Below are 17,690 nucleotides of genomic sequence, written 5' to 3'. Positions count from 1 at the left end.
CCATTTTACAAAAGGAGTGTTCACATATGAAAGCCATTCAGCTAAATGAGTACGGAGGACCGGAAGTTCTTAACGTCATAGAAAAAGAGAAACCAGTACCTGCGGGGCATGAAGTCTTAATCGAAGTCCATGCGATTGGCGTGAATTTTGCCGATACAGCCAGAAGGGAAGGACAATATGTGGTTCCGACCCCGCTTCCATTTATACCGGGAGCCGAAGTGGCGGGCGTTGTCGTAGCAGCTGGTGAAAAAGCGAGCATCACGCCTGGAACAAGAGTCGTTACGTTAATCGAATCCGGCGGTTATTCGGAATATGTGACAGCGGACGAAAGAGGGCTGATTCCTCTCCCGGAAGGTTTAGATTTCAAGCTTGCAGCTGCACTTCCGCTTCAGGGCCTGAGTGCTTATCATATTTTAAAAACGATGGGCAGGCTTGAAAAAGGAGAGAGTGTACTTGTGCATGCAGCTGCAGGAGGTGTAGGAACAATTGCGGTCCAGCTTGCCAAACTCTTTGGGGCAGGAAAAGTAATTGCCACTGCCAGCTCATATGAGAAGCTTCAGCTCGCAAAAGAGATGGGGGCAGATGTGCTTGTTAACTATTCGAAAGAAGGCTGGGAAAACGAAGTTCTCGAAGCTACTGGAGGAAGAGGTGTCAATGTTGCACTCGAAATGGCCGGCGGAGAGATTTTTAATAAAACATTAAAGTGCCTTGCCACTTTTGGCCGTCTTGTCATTTACGGTGTGGCAAGCGGAGAGCAAAGCAGGTTTTATCCCTCATCCTTAATGGCAAGAAACCAGTCCGTTATTGGCTTCTTCCTTCCGCAAATTATGAGAAAACCTGAACTCCTGCAGCCGAGCATGAAGGAATTGATGACGTATGTGGCTGAAGGGAAACTAAAGCTTACAATCGGAGAAGTTCACCCGCTGGAGGATGCCGCAAAGGTTCACACACTCTTGCAGTCCCGAAAAACAAAGGGGAAACTGATCCTGGAACCAACAAGGTAATATGAAGCCTGCCATCCGCAAATGGCGGGCTCCTTTATTTTTCCATTGGCTCTGTTAAAGCTTATTGTTGTTTTTTAGGACCCTGTTGATTGGAGCGGAAGGCACTAATCCCGCGAAAATGCATTCGCATTTCCTTCGTGCGGTGTTTATACAAGGAAGCTTATTCAAAGTCCTGCGGGAGTGCGGATCAAAGGGAGACCCCACAGGAGCAAAGCGACGAGGTGCGTCGGACCGCCCGCGGAAAGGGAGTGCCTCGTGCTGCAATCAACAGGCAAATTTAACAGAGCCTTTCCATTAAAACTTACAGGAATACAGGCCTATAAAATAGAAATCTATTAAGAGCATTCAATGAGGAGGATAAGAATTGGAAAATAAAAAGGTACTGTTAACCATCGAAAATAATGTAGGGATTGTTACATTAAACCGTCCGGAAGCTGGCAATGGCATTGATTTGCAGCTTTCAAAGGAATTGCTGGACACGGCTATTATCTGCTCGGAAAATGAGGATATCCGATCGGTTATTATTACTGGAGCCGGCAATAAGTTCTCAGTTGGCGGCGATTTAAAGAGTTTTTCGAGCGAGGGTGAAGAAATTTCCGCTCATTTAAAAATGGTAACCGCTTATTTGCATGGGGCTGTTTCGCATTTTGCCAGAATGAACAAGCCTTTTATTGGGGCGGTAAATGGTGTGGCTGCTGGTGCAGGTATGAGCCTGGCCCTCTCCTGCGATCTTGTTTATGCGGCTGAAAGTTCAAAATTCGTTATGGCTTATAATAAAATCGGATTAACTCCAGATGGCTCAGGCAGCTACTTTTTACCGAGAGTAGTTGGCATGAAGCGGGCACTTGAGCTGATGTATACAAACCGAATGTTAAATGCGAAAGAAGCTGAAGAGTGGGGGATTGTCAATCAAGTCCTTCCTGAAGAAGAACTGATGCCGGCTGTCATCAACTTGGCTGAAAATCTCGCAAAAGGGCCAATGAATGCTTTTGGAGCCACAAAAAAGTTATTCTACCACTCTATGCAGGAAACGCTTGAATCCCAAATGGCGATCGAAACTGAATTTCTTGCGGATAGGGCAAATAGTGCAGAAGGAAAAGAAGGGATATCGGCATTTTTAGGAAAAAGGGAAGCTAGATTTTTAGATTAAATAAACGAAAACAGCCTAGGCTTTATTTGCCTAGGCTATTTTTTTCCCCTATTGACCTGAAAAAAATCTAATGTTACCATTAGGTCACATAAAATATGTTACTATTTTGTCACATGTAAAGAATTCCAAAAGCGAAAGGATACTTAGTTATGGAAGATGAGCTTTCAGCATTATTTAAAGCACTCGGACATCCAATACGCAGAAAGATTCTTGATATTCTTCGCCATTCACCCCGTACGACAGGAGAGCTGGATGAATGTTTTCCTGAAGTTTCGAGGTACGCAATCATGAAACATTTATCTGCTTTACAGGAAGGCAATTTGGTGGTTGTCCGCAGGAAGGGAAGGTACAGACTTAACTTTCTGAATGCTGTACCACTACAGGAAATGCATAACCGCTGGGTGGGAAAGTACATGGAATCATCAGCCTCAACTTTGCTTAATTTAAAATTAGCGGCTGAACAATTAGGAGGAGATAAAGAAATGGCTCTTACAGATCAAGCAAAGGTATTTCAAATTGAACAAGAAGTAATCATTAACGCACCTCGTCATCAGGTTTTTAAAGCTTTAACCGAAAATGCAGGGGACTGGTGGGAATTTCGTTTAGCTCCAAAGGGAACAGAATCAAATTTTTCATTTGACCCTGTGCCTGGTGGCCTTTTTGTGGAAAAGTGGGGAGAAAATGAAGGTGCCGTCTGGGGAAATGTTTATTATGTGAATGCGCCTGAAGAAATCAGGATGCATGGCCATCTTGGAATGCAGGGTGCTGTGCAAAGCGCATATACTTATCGGCTAAAAGAAAAAGATGGTGTTACAACTCTTCAGCTCTCTCATACTGCGTCGGGTATTATAGAGGATCATTGGGAAAAGGAACACACAGAAGGCTGGAAATATCTTTTGGGAACCCTCCTGAAAAATTACTTGGAACAACCTAACGATTCAATTTAAAGGTGGAGGAAAAGTATGGTTGATGTAGTGACAAATAAGAATATCCGTGCTCCTCTTGAAAGAGTGGCGGATTATACTGCAAACCCAGACAATGCTCCTGAATGGTACGTAAATATTCAATCAGCAGAGTGGAAAACAAAGAAGCCCTTGAGTGTAGGTTCCCAAATTGCTTTTAAGGCTCAATTTCTGGGGAGAGAATTAGCCTATGTATATGAAATAGTGGAATATATCGCTGGGGAAAAAATGATCATGAGAACGGCACAAGGACCCTTTCCTATGGAAACAACCTACACATGGGAAGCCGTTGACGAAAACACCACACAGATGACCCTACGCAATAGGGGAAACCCCACTGGTTTTTCAAAATTGGTTGCCCCGATAATGTCTGCCATGATGAGAAAAGCAAACATGAAGGATCTGGATAAACTAAAAAATATTTTAGAGAAAAATTAATAAATAAAAGCTATAGAATGGCGGATCTGACTATCAAAGGCATATCCGCCTTTTTAGTTTGGCTGTTTTCGTAAAGTTTGTTGCTTTTTGAAGGCAAACTTAGTTTAACAAACTGAGTTGATTGTAGTGGAGGGCACTTGATCCTCGAAAATGCATCCGCATTTTCTTACGACGAGGTGTTTATTCAAGGATGATTATTCAATGTCCTGCGGGAAATGAAGGAAGTGTGAGACCCCACAGGCGAAGCCGAGGAGGCTCACATTGCTCCCCGTTGTTCGCTGAGTGCACGCAAGGTAATCAACGGGAAAAATTGATAAGCAAAAACAACAATCTATGAGAAAACATCCTTTAGTTTAAAGCTTATTTTTTAAAAATTCACTATTTTGTATTATAATTGATTTATGCTTTTTTATGAATAAAATTAAATGGAGGAAAACAATATGGACCTTAACCTAAAAAATAAAAACGCCCTTGTCATTGCATCAAGTCAGGGCCTTGGAAAAGCAGTGGCTGCTCAATTGGCAAAAGAAGGCGCACGCGTAATGATTACAAGCCGGGATGAAGGGAAATTGCAGTCCGTGCAAACGGAATTCCGTGAAAATGGCATAGAAGTTGAATATTTTAGAGCGGATATTACCAATCCAGAAGATATTAAACAACTAATCAAGCATACAAGTGAAACACTTGGGGGAATTGATATTCTTGTCAATAACGCAGGCGGCCCTCCTGGCGGGACATTTGAAACCTTTACAGACGAAGATTGGGAAAAGGCCTTTCAATTAAATCTGTTAAGTTACGTAAGACTCATTCGTGAAGCACTTTCTGATCTGAAGAAAAATGGCGGCAGAATCATTAATATTGCATCTTCATCCATTAAGCAGCCGATCCCGGGCCTTCTTTTATCCAATACATTCCGTTTAGGGATCGTTGGCATGACAAAAACGCTGTCAGAGGAGCTGGCACCTTATCATATTTTGATTAATACCGTAGCTCCTGGCCGCATTGCGACAGACAGGGTTGATTATCTGGATCAGCACAATGCCGATAAACAGAACGTCTCCAAGGAAGAAATTGTGGAAAGAGCAAAAAGCATGATTCCATTGCGAAGATACGGAACTCCGGAAGAGTTTGCAAATGTGGTTACCTTCCTTGCCTCCGATGCGAGCAGCTATGTAACCGGAAGCTCCATTCTCGTGGATGGCGGCATGGTGAAGGCTTTATAACTTTTTACATAAAAAAGACGATGTCCCTGTGAAAAAGGAAAATCGTCTTTCTTTTTAGCCTCGTTTAGTTACCAGAATTCCTATATATAGAAGGATCGAAATTAGAACCGAGCCTCCAGCTGTCAGGTAAATCGTACTGTAGCCAAATAGGTGAGCAATTTGCCCGAAAACGATAGCCCCGATACCAACACCAAGGTCAAAAAAGGAGAAAAAGGTGGCATTTGCCATGCCCCGGCGATTGGCTGGGGCTTCTTTTACAGACCAGGCCTGAAGTGCAGGCTGAACAGATCCGAATCCGAGTCCATAAAAAATGGCAGCTGTATACATAACATTGCTGTTTGGCAGCCAGGCCAGGAGGACCATGGCTGCTAAAATTAAAACAGCGCCCGGGATAAATACCGCTTGATGCCCTCTTTGGTCATATAATCTCCCTGCAAATGTCCGGGAAACCATTAGTGCAATGGCAAATAAAAGAAAGTACCAGTGTATTCCGCCTATTCCCTTTTGAGCCGAGTAGATCGGAAGGAAAGAAGCGATACCGCCAAAGGACACCGTGATAAAAAATAAAAGAAGGGATGGTTTTAAAGCGCCTTTTTCATATATATCCCATCTCTTCATGGGTACAGCCTGCTTTTCAACTTGTTTATATTGTATTCTTGAAGATAGCAAAAGGGCTGCCATTCCTAAGAGTGCACAAAATAAAAATAAGAGCTTAAAAGAAATAATCCCAGTTAAAGCGAGTCCCAGGGTTGGACCAAATGCAAGTGCAATATTTCCGGAAAGCCCAAAATAGCCCATTCCTTCCCCGCGCCGTTTGGCAGGGATCAAATCAGTGGCAATCGTGCCTGAAGCAGTTGTCGAAAAGCCCCAGCCAAATCCTTGGACAACTCTTAGAATAAATAAGAAAAGCAAACTGTTTACAAAGCCGAAAGATCCTACCGACACAACGAAAATAGCCAAACCAATTAAATAGACAAAGCGCCTGCCCTTTGACTCCAGGGCATGACCTGCATAAGGGCGCAATAGAAGTGCTGAAAAAGTAAAGATTCCTACCACAATACCAATCATTTGATCATTTCCGCCCAATTTTTCAACGAACAGGGGTATGGTTGGAAGTGTCATTTGAAATCCTAGAAATATAAAGAAATTGGACATCAGAATCAGCACAAAATCCCGAGACCATATTTTTTCGGAGCCCACTGTTTGCTTGGGTGTCCCCTTTGCTATTGACTGACTCATAATAAAAATCCTCCCAAAACCTTAGCAAACTATAATAAAATGATTAGGAAACCTAAATGTCTATCTATTATAAAGGAAACCATTTGGAAATTCTAATGAATGAATCTGTTTTAATAAAATACCCAGGTATTTGCGATTGAATCAAAAATCTCGCTTGGAGGATACATATGAAAATAAGAGAAAGAGGCGTTAAAATAGGCAAACAGAAGCCTGGCAAAAAAAATTGCATCACAGATATTGAGGGGGTCAGGGTAGGACATGTCACTTTGGATGATCCGCTCCAGGGAGAAGGCGAATATGCCTGCACCGGCGTAACCGCGATTTTGCCGCATGGCGGTAACCTGTTTCATGAAAAAGTGCCTGCAGCCAGCTATGTCATCAATGGCTTTGGAAAAACAACAGGTCTTGTACAGGTAGAAGAATTAGGTCTGCTTGAATCACCGATCATGCTGACCAACACATTTGGCGTTCCGGCGGTCACTCAGGGTACACTGAAATATATGCTAAAAAACAATCCTGAAATTGGGGAGACAACCGGAACCATCAATATTGTCGTTGGCGAGTGCAATGACGGGTATTTAAATTCCATTCGGGAATTGCCGGTTAAGCCTGAGCATGCCATCGAAGCAATTGAAAGTGCGAAAGAGGACATTGCTGTTGAAGGTGCAGTGGGGGCTGGTAAAGGGATGGTCTGCTTTGGCTATAAAGGTGGCGTTGGATCGGCATCACGCGTAATTAATGAGGAGAAAAAACCTGCAGAATACATAATCGGCTGCCTCGTTGTCACCAATTTTGGCAATAAAGACGATTTCCCATTTAGTAAATATGGGCTGTTTTCAGAGGATGTAAAAGAGGTTAATGAAACGCCAGATGGATCCATCATGATTGTCCTGGCTACAAACGCACCTGTCAGTGACAGGCAGCTAAAAAGACTGGCAAAGAGATGTGGAATTGGGCTCGGCCGGACGGGAAGCCACTTCAGCAATGGCAGCGGCGACATTGTCATTGCGTTTTCAACCGCCAATAAAGTTTCCCATCAAAGTAACCATATGATTGAAACTGCCCATTTTCTTAGAGATGATCATCCTATTATGAATCAGCTTTTTCAAGGTGCAGCTGAAGCAGCCGAAGAAGCCATCCTCAATTCGCTTTCACAGGCAGAGACAACGAAAGGGCGGAATGGACGGGTGGTTGCGGGGATGTTTAGTAAAAGGTAATAAGTAATTATAAGCAATCTTGCAATAATTGATCATGCAGCTGCTCAGGATGCAGTTTTTAAAGATGTATCAGAAGAATTTTTTCAGAGAATATTATAAAATATGCCCCTGAAAGCTATATCATTGTATTAAGTAACCCTGTCGATGCGATGACCTATGTTTGTTATAAAACAACAGGATTTCCAAAAAACCGCGTAATCGGTCAATCAGGTGTATTGGATACTGCCCGTTTTAATACGTTTGTTGCCCAAGAGTTAGGCGTCTCAATCGAAGATATCTCAGGATTTGTCCTGGGGGGCCATGGAGATGACATGGTTCCTTTAGTACGCTACTCTTATGCTGGAGGTATCCCGCTTGAAAAAATTCTTCCTGCTGAAAGAATCGAAGCAATTGTGGAAAGAACCAGAAAAGGCGGAGGAGAAATTGTTAATCTTCTTGGCCAGGGCAGTGCGTATTATGCACCTGCGGCCTCTATGGTACAGATGGCAGAAGCGATCCTGAAGGATAAAAAACGCATTTTGCCTTCGATTGCCTACCTCGAAGGAGAGTATGGCTACAGCAATATATATCTTGGTGTGCCTACCATCCTCGGCGGCAATGGAATTGAAAGTGTAATTGAAATTCCGCTGACAGCAGATGAAAAAGCTGCGCTCGATAAATCTGTTAAGTCCGTTCAAAATGTTATGGGCATACTCCAAACTGAATAGGTCAATAACTAGTCGAAAAAGCTGACTTGTAAGGAAGAGCAATTTTCTTTATAATTCAGCTTTTTTGTCTTTTAACTCTATATTGTTTAAACAACTTGCTATCTGGGTACATTGAAAATACAAGCTTAGCAGCTGCTAAACTAAATTTCAGAAAATTATGGTTTGAATTATCAGAAAACTTTTGTTATAATAGAAAAAAGGTCAAGGGGTTGATTTCAAATGGAAAAACGTCTACTTAACTCGCCGCAACAGTCTGAGGAAAATGTGTCACAGTTAGCAGAACAGGTCCTAAATCAAGCTCTTAAAGAATATCGTAAAGATAAGCTTCGCGAAAAAATTGATGAAGCTCTTACGGACCGAAACAAGGATGAATTTATCCGCCTAACAGATGAATTAAAAAAGATTTCGTAATTAGCCGACAATTTAATGTGTAAAAAGGCAGCCTGTTCGAAAGAATGGGGCTGCCTTTTGTTGTTTTAGGAAAATTATATAAACGAATCATAAAAACGCTCTATGACGTCCATTTTTCCATCTGGGTGAAGGTTTTCGTCTTCATGAACGCCCTATGACGACTTATTTCCACTGCATCGAAGGTTTTCGTCTTCAAAAACGCCCTATGACGACCTTATTTCCACTACATCGAAGGTTTTCGTCTTCATGAACGCTCTATGGCGACCAAATATCCATTCTATTGAAGGTTTTCGTCTTCATCAAAGCCTATGACACCCTTTTTTTCACTCCACCAAAAAGGAAAAGCATGGCAGATGAAAAAGTATGAACTAAAACACAGGATTTCACAGCAGTCATATGGAAATCAAAGAATAGTGTCTTCAGCTTTATTCCGTATTGAAGGCAAATAATTTTCGTTATCTGTATGCATTAATCACCCTATTAAAAAGTGAGTCAGAAGGAGGATTACCATGAGTCAAATAGATTCCAGAATTGTCATCTGCTTAAATAGCATCAGCTGGAAAAGAGACGGAAAAGAAATTTTACATAATGTTTCCTGGGAAGTGGAGAAGGGACAGCATTGGGCAGTTCTTGGTTTGAATGGATCGGGGAAAACCACTCTGCTTAAGATGATTACTGGATATGAGTGGCCAAATGGAGGACAGGTATCCGTGTTAGGGAATCTTTACGGGAAAACAAATATCCCTGAATTGAGAAGGTCGATAGGATGGGTAAGCACCTCTTTGGATGATAAATTTCAGTTCCGTCCTTCCGATACAGTCCTTGAGATTGTCTTGAGCGGCAAATTCGCTTCCATTGGTTTGTATGAGGACATTACTCAAAAGGATTTAGAGAAAGCCATTGAATTAATGGAGAGGTTTAATATCCGTCATGTGGAAAATCAAACATTGTCGTCCCTCTCGCAAGGCGAAAAAAGAAAAGCAATGATTGCCAGAGCTTTAATGGCATCCCCAAAATTATTGATATTGGATGAACCATGCAATGGTTTGGATATCTACTCCAGGGAAGAATTATTATCTTCAATTGAGAAGATGATGGCACAGCCAGAAGGTCCTACTGTCCTTTATGTAACCCATCATATTGAGGAAATTGTCCCTTCCATTTCTCATACACTTTTGATGAGGGAAGGAGAAGTGATTGCTCAGGGCAGCAAAAGGGCAACACTCACAGAACCTTTGCTGGAAGAGACCTTCAGAGTACCAGTTTCCTTAAATTGGGAAGATGGCCGCCCTTGGATCCGCGTCAACTCCATTCAGGAAACGTTAAAAACAGGCAATTAAAAAATTGAAGGAGGAGAAACCCTTGAAGATAAAATTGGCATACGGAAAGGAAGGGCTGCACGTCAACCTTCCTGACAACACAGCAGTTATTGAACCAGTACGTATTCCAGGATTGGCAAATGAAAAGGAAAAAGCCTTCGAGGCCATGCGAAATCCTATAGGAACCGGACCATTAAAAGAAATGGTTAAAGTAACAGATAAAGTCTCCATTGTCATAAGTGATTTGACCAGGCCAACACCAAATCACAAGCTTGTACCCTGGATAATGGAGGAATTAAATCACGTCCCCAAAGAACAGTTTGTCATTATTAATGGCACTGGCAGCCATCGCGATAATACTCGCGAAGAGCTCATCCAAATGCTCGGCGAAGAGGTGGTAAATAGCGTCCGCATCATTCATAACAATGCCTTTAATAAAAATACTCAAAGCTATTTGGGGACTACTTCATATGGGGCAGAGGTTTATTTGAACAAAGAGTATTGTGAAAGTGATATTAAAATTGTCACAGGATTTATAGAACCGCATTTTTTTGCCGGATTCAGCGGAGGGCCGAAGGGGATCATGCCTGGAATAGCCGGAATCGATACGATTATGCATTTTCACAATGCGAGGATGATTGGCGATAAAAACAGCACTTGGGGGAAAATTGAGGGGAACCCTATACAAGGTGAAGCAACAGAAGCCGCGTTAATGGCAAAACCGGATTTCATGTTGAATGTAACTTTAAACGGTGATAAGGAAATTACAAATTACTTTGCAGGGGATGTCATAAAAGCCCATAGGGCAGGCTGTGAATATGTCAGGGAACATTCGATGGTGGCTTGTGAAGAACCCTTCGATATTGTGATTACCAGTAACAGCGGATATCCTTTGGATCAAAATTTGTATCAAGCCGTAAAAGGGATGAGCGCTGCCCAAAAAATCGTGAAAAAAGGCGGAGCCATTATTTGTGCAGCTGAGTGCAGCGATGGACTCCCCAACCATGGCAACTATGCTGAAATTTTAACAATGAAACCAACACCTCAAGAGATTTTAGATATGATCGGTAATCCTGAGTTCTCCATATTTGATCAGTGGCAAGTGCAGAAGCAGGCGCTTATTCAAGTCTGGGCAGATGTCTATGTGTATTCCACCCTTTCTAATGAGGACATTGAAAATGCGATGTTCCTGCCAACAGACTCAATCGAGAAAACGGTTGAAGAACTAGTAGAAAAACAGGGGAAAAAGGTAAGGATTGCAGTCCTGCCTCTTGGGCCATTGACGATTCCTTATATAAAAGAGGGAGTTAGGAGTTAATGAACGTAAACTAACTGTCATGCCTAATCCTCTTAATGAGCCATATAGACATATATTCAACAAAGCGGCCTGCTCAAAAGATAGGCTGCTTTATTTTTAAGGCTGTTTTCGCAAACTTTGTTGCTTTTTAGTAGTAGTGAGGAGAGGTTGACTTCCGCTCCAGGATGCTCGCTTTCCGCGGGGCGGGCGGTGAGCCTCCTCGGCGCGCAGCACCTGTGGGGTCTCACCTTCCCGCTCCTCCCGCAGGAGTCTCGCACCTTACGCTCCAATCAACCAACCTTATTTATCTCACAGAACCTATTCAAAACCAACAATCTTTTAGAAAAGAGCCATTTTTAAGAAGGAAAATAGTTGCTTTTTACTAAAATGTCCTGCATCATAAAAAAATAATATTTTTACATAAGAAAATGGAGGAAATTATTTTGGTTCGTTTCGGCGTTGTAGGCACCAATTGGATTACAGAAGCATTTTTAAAAGCAGCAGTTCAGATAGAAGATTTTCAGTTATCAGCTGTTTATTCGCGTACAGAGGAAAAGGCAAAACAATTTGCCGGCAAATTCGGTGTTAATAAAATTTATACGGATTTAGAAGCAATGGCAGTCAGCGGCGATTTAGATGCCGTTTATATTGCGAGTCCAAACTCCTTGCATGCCGAGCAGGCGGTCATTTTCATGGAACATAAGGTTCATGTATTATGCGAAAAGCCAATTGCATCTAATACAAAGGAACTTCAAAAAATGATTGATTCGGCTAAGGGAAATAATGTCCTGCTAATGGAGGCGCTAAAGTCTACCTTCCTGCCAAACTTTAAGGCAGTCCAGGAGAATTTACATAAGATTGGCCAAATCCGCAGATATTTCGCTAGCTATTGCCAATACTCTTCCCGCTATGATGCATACAGGCAGGGTACAGTGTTAAATGCATTTGATCCTAAATTTTCAAATGGTGCCCTAATGGACATTGGCATTTACTGCATTTATCCGCTTGTCACGCTTTTCGGCAAGCCGGAAGAGGTAAAAGCAGCCGGCTACATGCTGGAATCAGGCGTTGACGGAGAAGGAAGCATTGTGCTGAAATATCCAGACAAAGATGCAGTAGTAATGTACAGCAAAATAGCCAATTCAAATCTGCCATCAGAAATCCAGGGTGAAGATGGCAATATCTTTATAGATAAAATTAATACTCCTGAAAAGGTTGAAATCCATTATCGAAATGGATATCAAGAAAATTTGACACAGCAGCAAATGAGTGACAGCATGTATTATGAAGCAAAAGAATTTATCGAATTGGTGCAGGCAGGCAAGACTGAATCTGAAATTAATTCATTTGCAAACTCGATGATTGCCATGGAGATTATTGAGGAAGCCCGCAGGCAAATTGGTGTTGTATATCCGGCTGATCAAAAATAAGAGTAAAAAGACCAAGCGTAAATTGTTTGGTCTTTTTTGTAGTTCCTATTACACCTTATAAATTTGGTTTTTTTTGTAACAAACTAACCAGTTTGGGAATATTGGATTATTTTTACATAGTATACCCGGGTTTCATTGATTTAAACTCCTCCATATTTACTTATTTCGCATTACGAAATTTGTCAGAATAATAGGCACCTTACTCTATTAACACTATTAAAAATATTCACTAAAATTAATAGTGTAATAAACTTTTAATTTGGAGGAATGAATTTATGACATTAAAGAAAAAGGTTTTATCCGTTTCTTTATCAGGCCTAATGGCTTTGGGTGCCGTTACGGCTGTAGGGCTGCCTGCTGGTGCTGTTGGAAATGGACCAAGTGCTGGAAATGGTGCGGTGCAAACATCGATTCTGCATACATATGATAGTTTAGTAGAGTACTTAAAAACTCAAGATGCCAAACAAGAAGCTATGGAGCTTGAAGTGATCGGCCAAACAGTCCAAAAGCGCGATATTTACATGGCAAAATACATTTCAAATCCTGAAAATCCAACTGTCTTGTTCTTAACCCAGCAGCACGGCAACGAGCAGCTGACAACAGAAGGGGCTTTACAATTCATCAAGCATTTAGGTACTGCGAAGACAGGGGGAGTTCTTGAGAATGTTAATATTCTTGTTATTCCTATGTTAAATGCTGATGGGGCCATGGGTGATGTAGGTTTCTCACTTGATGACTATCACGCCGATGGAGATCGCCATTTAACACGATACAATTATAATGGAATCGATCTCAATCGCGAACATGCTAAAGAGACTAGCGAAATGGAGCCTGAAGCACGAGCTCTTCATGAAAATGTATTTATGAAATACGATATCGACTACATGATCGACCTTCATCATCAGGGTACTTTAAGTGAAACAGAAGGAAAGCTTGTTTCCGGTTCAATTCTGTATCCAACAAATCCAAACGTAGCTCCAGAAGTGCTGGAAGGTTCCAAAAAATTAGGGTCTGTCGTTTTTAATGCCTTACATGATACAGGCTGGGGCCATATCGGTAAATATGCGGGCGGAACTGGTGAAAATATCGGCCGAAACGGCGCTGCAGTCCGCTACGATATCTCAACACTCCTTTTTGAAATGCGCGGCATGTCAGACCATTATATTGAATCCTATGCTCTTGGCCAAAAGAGCAACGGCTACCTGATTAAGCAGACGATCACTACTCTTGATGCTACTGTAAGAGCAATTGCAGACGGTTCCATTGAAACTGCTGACACTAGCTTCTGGGACACTTTGCCTGAACAGAAAAACAGACAAGGTGAAGAAGCGGACGAATAAGAACTAACAAACATCCCCGTTTAACTTCTTTTGAAAAACGGGGATGTTTTTATTTTATTTTGCCATTTGGTTAGGTCCCCCACTTTAACAGCAGAGAGTTTTTTTTAAAATTTTATGAAAAGGAGCCAAAAAATTGAAATTAGCTAAAGCTTTTTTATTAGTTTCTATAGCAGCCATCACCTTATTTTCCTTAAGTCCGCAAAATATAATCATTGTATCGGCAGAGGATTCAAAAGAGACTGTACTAGCATCTGGCCATTCTGAAAAGATTGGGAAAGAGTACGGGGAGCAAGCAAAATCTGCCATCAGGCATAATCTCGAGATATTTAAAGAGTCTGCTAGTTTGGCAGGCTATACAAAGACTGAACTAGACAGCGCTGCAGAAGAATATCAGGAATTTTTAAAGGATGTACAGCCAAACCTATTGGAACAGTACAGAGCAATGGCTGAAAGTTCAGGCACAGAGTTATCAGATTTGCTGGCTTTTAATGTTTTAGAAGAAGAAGTTGCCGGAGATGGATGTACGACAATCATTGCAACAGGTTCTGCTACTCAGGGAGATAAAGCGTATTATCACAAGAATCGTGATGCATCAAGAGGATATAAGCAAGTGGTTCTCCAGATTAAACCAGAGAAGGGGTATAGTTTTATCGGCATAACGAGTGCCGGTTCTTCAGGAATTGCAATGGGAATTAATGAGTATGGTGTCTCTGTAGGCAATAATGTTCTTCATACATGGGACAAAGGAAAAGGATACGGAAATTTGACGGTTATACGCATGGCGCTTGAAAACGCAGCGGATGCGAGGGAAGCAGTATCCTATATTCAGGATCTGCCAAGAGCTTCTGGCTCTGCGTATGGGATAGCCGATGCTAAAGAAGGCGCCTTTCTAGAAACCACAAACAGTGCATTTGCTGTTAAGTGGGTTGTCGATGAAGCAATGGCTCATACCAATCATTATATCCTCCCTGGAATGGAGAAATATGAAGCCCTGGATGACGATCCTGCTGAAAAATCCCGCTGGAGCTGGTATATTTCTACTGAAGAACGATTGGATCGTGCAACATATCTTTTACATGGACAAATTGGAAAGCTTAATCCACAGGATTTAGTCGAAATTTCTGAGGATCAGAACGGAGAAGATAAAGTCTACTGGATTGATGCCCAATCTGAAATTAATGGCATTGAAATGGGATCTGTATCAACCGGAACATTTGATGGCAGCAAATTAAGAATGTGGTCTCAATTAGGCCAGCCAAGTATTGCCCCAGCAATCCCTTTTGAAGTAGATCGTCCATTGATTCCTGAACCATTCCAATCAGGAGATCTGAATAGCAAAATCGAAAACCGCAAATAAGAATTTCAAACAGCTTAAAACCATCCTGCATCCCTTAAAAGGGGTGCTTTTTTTGGTTGAATTTTTAAAGCCATCATATAATTCACTTATTAAATTAGGCTCTGTTAATGCCCAATGTAGATATTTGCACCCTGTTGATTGGAGTGTAAGGCGCGAGATCCTCGAAAATGCTAACGCATTTTCTTCGTGCGGTGTTTATTCGTGGAAGCTTATTCAATGTCCTGCGGGAGAAGCGAGACAAAGGCAGACCTCAGGCGCAGAGCGCTGAGGAGCGTCAGACCGCGCGCGGAAAGCGAGTGCCTGGAACGGAAATCAACAGGCAAGTTTAACAGACCCTTTAAATTAAGAAAAAAAGCCCATTTTTTACAATTTTAAAATTTTCTTTGAATAACTTGTTGACAATTCCTATAGGTATGGTAGGATTAATCTCAACATTACAAAAAATTTAGTGAATATCCAACCCAAAATAAGTATTTTCCTAGACTTTGAAAAGGAGGCGAGCCGCTCTGAAACAGGCTGACTGGGAAGAACTATCTGCTCATTTGAAGCAGATGCTGCAGAGCATCAAATACGGATCGATCACATTGGTCGTCCAGGATGGCAAAGTTATACAACTTGAGAAGAACGAAAAGGTTCGTCTTCAACCGAATAAGCGCGCTGACTAGACAAACTAGAGGCGGTCTTTTTACCTGAAAGAAACTTCAGGCGAAAAGGCGGCCTTTTTTGGTTGAAACATTAGGCAAGATTTTTACAGGATGAAAGGAGTACTGCTAGATGAGCACTGCGGTAACATATGAAAATTGGAATCAGATATCTGAAACATTTACCTTCGATGACAAACTGAAAGGCGCCCGAAAGGTGTTGGAGTGGGCGTATAAAAACTATCCCCAGGATAAAATCGTTTACGCTTCCAGCTTTGGAGCGGAAGCAATTGTTTTAATCGACCTTATCCAGGAAATACAGCCTGACGCGCATATTGTTTTCCTGGACACCGGACTGCATTTTCCAGAAACCTATGAAGTGATTGAAAAAATCGAAGCCCGCTTTCCCAAGCTTCAAATTGAGCGGAAAGAGCCATCGTTAACGCTGGACCAGCAAGCAGCAGAATTCGGATCGGCCCTGTGGAAAAGAGAACCAAACCAGTGCTGCCAGATCCGCAAGGTTATCCCACTAAGAGAAGCCTTAACGCCAAAGGAGGCATGGATTTCAGGCCTTCGACGCGAGCAATCGCCTACGAGAGCCAACACGGAATTTCTCAACAGGGACGAAAAGTTCAGAAATATCAAAATCTGCCCGCTCATTCACTGGACCTGGGATGAAGTTTGGTCCTATATCAGGGAAAATGATCTTCCATATAACACACTCCATGATCATGGCTACCCAAGTATCGGCTGCTTTCCCTGTACACAGGCAGTCGATGAAAACGGCGATTCCCGTGCCGGCCGATGGTCAGGTAGCGGCAAGACCGAATGTGGACTTCATACCAGGTAAAAGGAGGGAGATGAGATGCTCACAATTATAGCGGTCACTGTTGGTTTGTTTTTTGCCATGAATATAGGTGCCAGCGGAGCAGCAGCATCAATGGGGATCGCTTATGGCTCAGGTGTTATTAAAAACAGGATCATAGCTCTCATCCTTTGCGGAATGGCCGTTTTTTTGGGGGCATGGCTGGGCGGAGGGGAAGTCGTTAAGACAATGGGAAGCGGAATTGTACCGCAGAGTACATTTACAGAGGCGGTTGCCCTCATTGTAATCGCTTCTGCAGCACTCTCACTGTTTCTGGCTAATGTATTTGGAATTCCGCTGTCAACCAGCGAAGTAACTGTCGGAGCAGTAGTCGGTGCCGGGATTGTATATCAATCGGTTTTTGCAGGAAAGCTGGCATGGATTGTCATGTTTTGGCTCCTTACACCAGTTGTAGCCTTTATTATTGCCATTTTGGCAGCAACACTGTTGAAGAAACCCTTCATGCAAAAATTGGTCAGCACCCCAAAGTCAATCCCGATATTAACTGCCCTTGTCATTTTCATGGGCGTGTTTGAAGCCTTCTCTGCTGGCATGAATAATGTCGCGAACGCTGTTGGACCACTGGTTGGCGCAGGGATCATGAGCACCGCTAACGGAATCTTCTGGGGAGGATTATTCGTTGCAGCTGGAGCGGTTTTTCTCGGAAAAAAGGTTCTGGAAACGAATGGAAAAAAGATTACCAGCATCAGATTGGAAGAAGGCTGTGTCATTTCGGGTACAGGTGCCGGAATCGTCATGGCAGCATCCATTTTTGGAATTCCAGTTCCATTAACGCAAATCACGACCTCATCCATTATCGGGATCGGATTTGCCAAACAAGGCCGTTCCGTCCTAAAAAAGGATATAGTTGTCCAGCTATTGGTTGTATGGGTTGTTTCTCCAGTACTATCAATGGTTCTATCCTACACATTCATCCAGCTGGTAATTGAGCAGAATGTGTATCCGGTCATTGCAATGCTGGGTGTACTCATATCCGTTTTCGGAGTGAAGTTTTTAATGACTCAGGCAACATCAAGTGCAAGGCCGTTAACTGAAAAAAAGTAAATTCTAACAGGAAAGGTTGATGAAA

The 17,690-nt window shown here is 42.3% G+C and carries 16 protein-coding genes and 1 pseudogene; 16 read left to right on the top strand and 1 reads right to left on the bottom strand.

The annotated features are described in order from the left end of the window. The first annotated feature begins 26 nt into the window (after positions 1 to 26). The 5 genes from IQ19_RS00390 to IQ19_RS00365 all read left to right on the top strand — a co-directional run bounded on the left by IQ19_RS00390 (position 27) and on the right by IQ19_RS00365 (position 4,777). Positions 27 to 1,004, top strand: coding sequence for a quinone oxidoreductase family protein (locus IQ19_RS00390; RefSeq protein WP_144538809.1), 978 nt, complete (start codon positions 27 to 29; stop codon positions 1,002 to 1,004). Between the two features lie 364 nt (positions 1,005 to 1,368). Next, positions 1,369 to 2,154 (top strand): enoyl-CoA hydratase/isomerase family protein, encoded by a 786-nt coding sequence (locus tag IQ19_RS00385; RefSeq protein ID WP_144538807.1) that lies wholly within the window; start codon positions 1,369 to 1,371, stop codon positions 2,152 to 2,154. A 149-nt stretch (positions 2,155 to 2,303) separates the two neighbouring features. Beyond that, positions 2,304 to 3,101 (top strand): SRPBCC domain-containing protein, encoded by a 798-nt coding sequence (locus tag IQ19_RS00380; protein ID WP_144538805.1) that lies wholly within the window; start codon positions 2,304 to 2,306, stop codon positions 3,099 to 3,101. Positions 3,102 to 3,116: 15 nt separating this feature from the next. Then, the gene (locus tag IQ19_RS00375; RefSeq protein ID WP_144538803.1) at positions 3,117 to 3,554 is read left to right on the top strand and encodes an SRPBCC family protein; all 438 of its coding nucleotides are present in this window, start codon (positions 3,117 to 3,119) and stop codon (positions 3,552 to 3,554) included. Positions 3,555 to 3,994: 440 nt separating this feature from the next. After that, a complete protein-coding gene (locus IQ19_RS00365; RefSeq protein WP_144538801.1) occupies positions 3,995 to 4,777 on the top strand; it encodes an SDR family oxidoreductase in 783 nt (260 codons plus the stop codon). Positions 4,778 to 4,831: 54 nt separating this feature from the next. Here the strand turns inward: IQ19_RS00365 and IQ19_RS00360 are convergent, their stop codons facing one another. Then, a complete protein-coding gene (locus tag IQ19_RS00360) occupies positions 4,832 to 6,016 on the bottom strand; it encodes an MFS transporter (RefSeq protein WP_144538799.1) in 1,185 nt (394 codons plus the stop codon). Positions 6,017 to 6,183: 167 nt separating this feature from the next. Here IQ19_RS00360 and IQ19_RS00355 point away from each other — a divergent pair, with 167 nt between their 5' ends. The 11 genes and pseudogenes from IQ19_RS00355 to IQ19_RS00300 all read left to right on the top strand — a co-directional run bounded on the left by IQ19_RS00355 (position 6,184) and on the right by IQ19_RS00300 (position 17,665). Then, on the top strand, positions 6,184 to 7,233 hold the full coding sequence (locus IQ19_RS00355; protein WP_144538797.1) for a DmpA family aminopeptidase: 1,050 nt from the start codon (positions 6,184 to 6,186) through the stop codon (positions 7,231 to 7,233). An 83-nt stretch (positions 7,234 to 7,316) separates the two neighbouring features. Continuing rightward, a pseudogene (locus IQ19_RS00350) lies at positions 7,317 to 7,940 on the top strand (malate dehydrogenase); the annotation flags it as partial. Positions 7,941 to 8,159: 219 nt separating this feature from the next. After that, the gene (locus IQ19_RS00345) at positions 8,160 to 8,351 is read left to right on the top strand and encodes an IDEAL domain-containing protein (RefSeq protein ID WP_144538795.1); all 192 of its coding nucleotides are present in this window, start codon (positions 8,160 to 8,162) and stop codon (positions 8,349 to 8,351) included. A 509-nt stretch (positions 8,352 to 8,860) separates the two neighbouring features. Next, on the top strand, positions 8,861 to 9,691 hold the full coding sequence (locus IQ19_RS00340) for an ABC transporter ATP-binding protein (RefSeq protein ID WP_144538793.1): 831 nt from the start codon (positions 8,861 to 8,863) through the stop codon (positions 9,689 to 9,691). A gap of 22 nt (positions 9,692 to 9,713) precedes the next feature. Further along, positions 9,714 to 10,988 carry a nickel-dependent lactate racemase gene (larA, locus tag IQ19_RS00335; protein ID WP_144538791.1) on the top strand — a complete coding sequence of 425 codons (1,275 nt, stop codon included), beginning with the start codon at positions 9,714 to 9,716 and terminating at the stop codon, positions 10,986 to 10,988. A 422-nt stretch (positions 10,989 to 11,410) separates the two neighbouring features. Beyond that, on the top strand, positions 11,411 to 12,397 hold the full coding sequence (locus IQ19_RS00325) for a Gfo/Idh/MocA family protein (protein ID WP_144538789.1): 987 nt from the start codon (positions 11,411 to 11,413) through the stop codon (positions 12,395 to 12,397). A 275-nt stretch (positions 12,398 to 12,672) separates the two neighbouring features. Then, positions 12,673 to 13,737, top strand: a complete 1,065-nt coding sequence (locus IQ19_RS00320; protein WP_144538787.1) for a M14 family zinc carboxypeptidase — start codon at positions 12,673 to 12,675, stop codon at positions 13,735 to 13,737. 133 nt (positions 13,738 to 13,870) lie between these two features. Next, positions 13,871 to 15,094: a C45 family autoproteolytic acyltransferase/hydrolase gene (locus tag IQ19_RS00315; RefSeq protein ID WP_144538785.1), complete on the top strand. Its 1,224-nt coding sequence runs from the start codon at positions 13,871 to 13,873 to the stop codon at positions 15,092 to 15,094. Positions 15,095 to 15,636: 542 nt separating this feature from the next. Continuing rightward, entirely contained in the window at positions 15,637 to 15,759 is a 123-nt protein-coding gene (locus tag IQ19_RS00310) for a YezD family protein (protein ID WP_394138152.1), read from the top strand. A gap of 109 nt (positions 15,760 to 15,868) precedes the next feature. Then, complete coding sequence (locus IQ19_RS00305; RefSeq protein WP_144538783.1) at positions 15,869 to 16,585, top strand: phosphoadenylyl-sulfate reductase; 717 nt, start codon at positions 15,869 to 15,871, stop codon at positions 16,583 to 16,585. 15 nt (positions 16,586 to 16,600) lie between these two features. Beyond that, on the top strand, positions 16,601 to 17,665 hold the full coding sequence (locus tag IQ19_RS00300; RefSeq protein ID WP_144538781.1) for an inorganic phosphate transporter: 1,065 nt from the start codon (positions 16,601 to 16,603) through the stop codon (positions 17,663 to 17,665). Positions 17,666 to 17,690: the final 25 nt, after the last annotated feature.

It is taken from the genome of Cytobacillus oceanisediminis, from assembly GCF_007830235.1.
In the GTDB taxonomy this organism is placed as follows: Bacteria; Bacillota; Bacilli; order Bacillales; family Cytobacillaceae; genus Cytobacillus; species Cytobacillus oceanisediminis.
Note: the sequence above shows the minus strand (reverse complement) of the source record. Positions and strands in the feature narration are given on the sequence as shown.

Bases quoted from the DNA above. Each gene is read 5' to 3' on its own strand.
- IQ19_RS00375 (WP_144538803.1), top strand. From the start codon at position 3,117: ATGGTTGATGTAGTGACAAATAAGAATATCCGTGCTCCTCTTGAAAGA.
- IQ19_RS00305 (WP_144538783.1), top strand. From the start codon at position 15,869: ATGAGCACTGCGGTAACATATGAAAATTGGAATCAGATATCTGAAACA.
- IQ19_RS00380 (WP_144538805.1), top strand. From the start codon at position 2,304: ATGGAAGATGAGCTTTCAGCATTATTTAAAGCACTCGGACATCCAATA.
- IQ19_RS00390 (WP_144538809.1), top strand. From the start codon at position 27: ATGAAAGCCATTCAGCTAAATGAGTACGGAGGACCGGAAGTTCTTAAC.
- IQ19_RS00365 (WP_144538801.1), top strand. From the start codon at position 3,995: ATGGACCTTAACCTAAAAAATAAAAACGCCCTTGTCATTGCATCAAGT.
- IQ19_RS00360 (WP_144538799.1), bottom strand. From the start codon at position 6,016: ATGAGTCAGTCAATAGCAAAGGGGACACCCAAGCAAACAGTGGGCTCC.
- IQ19_RS00340 (WP_144538793.1), top strand. From the start codon at position 8,861: ATGAGTCAAATAGATTCCAGAATTGTCATCTGCTTAAATAGCATCAGC.
- IQ19_RS00320 (WP_144538787.1), top strand. From the start codon at position 12,673: ATGACATTAAAGAAAAAGGTTTTATCCGTTTCTTTATCAGGCCTAATG.
- IQ19_RS00345 (WP_144538795.1), top strand. From the start codon at position 8,160: ATGGAAAAACGTCTACTTAACTCGCCGCAACAGTCTGAGGAAAATGTG.
- IQ19_RS00355 (WP_144538797.1), top strand. From the start codon at position 6,184: ATGAAAATAAGAGAAAGAGGCGTTAAAATAGGCAAACAGAAGCCTGGC.
- IQ19_RS00300 (WP_144538781.1), top strand. From the start codon at position 16,601: ATGCTCACAATTATAGCGGTCACTGTTGGTTTGTTTTTTGCCATGAAT.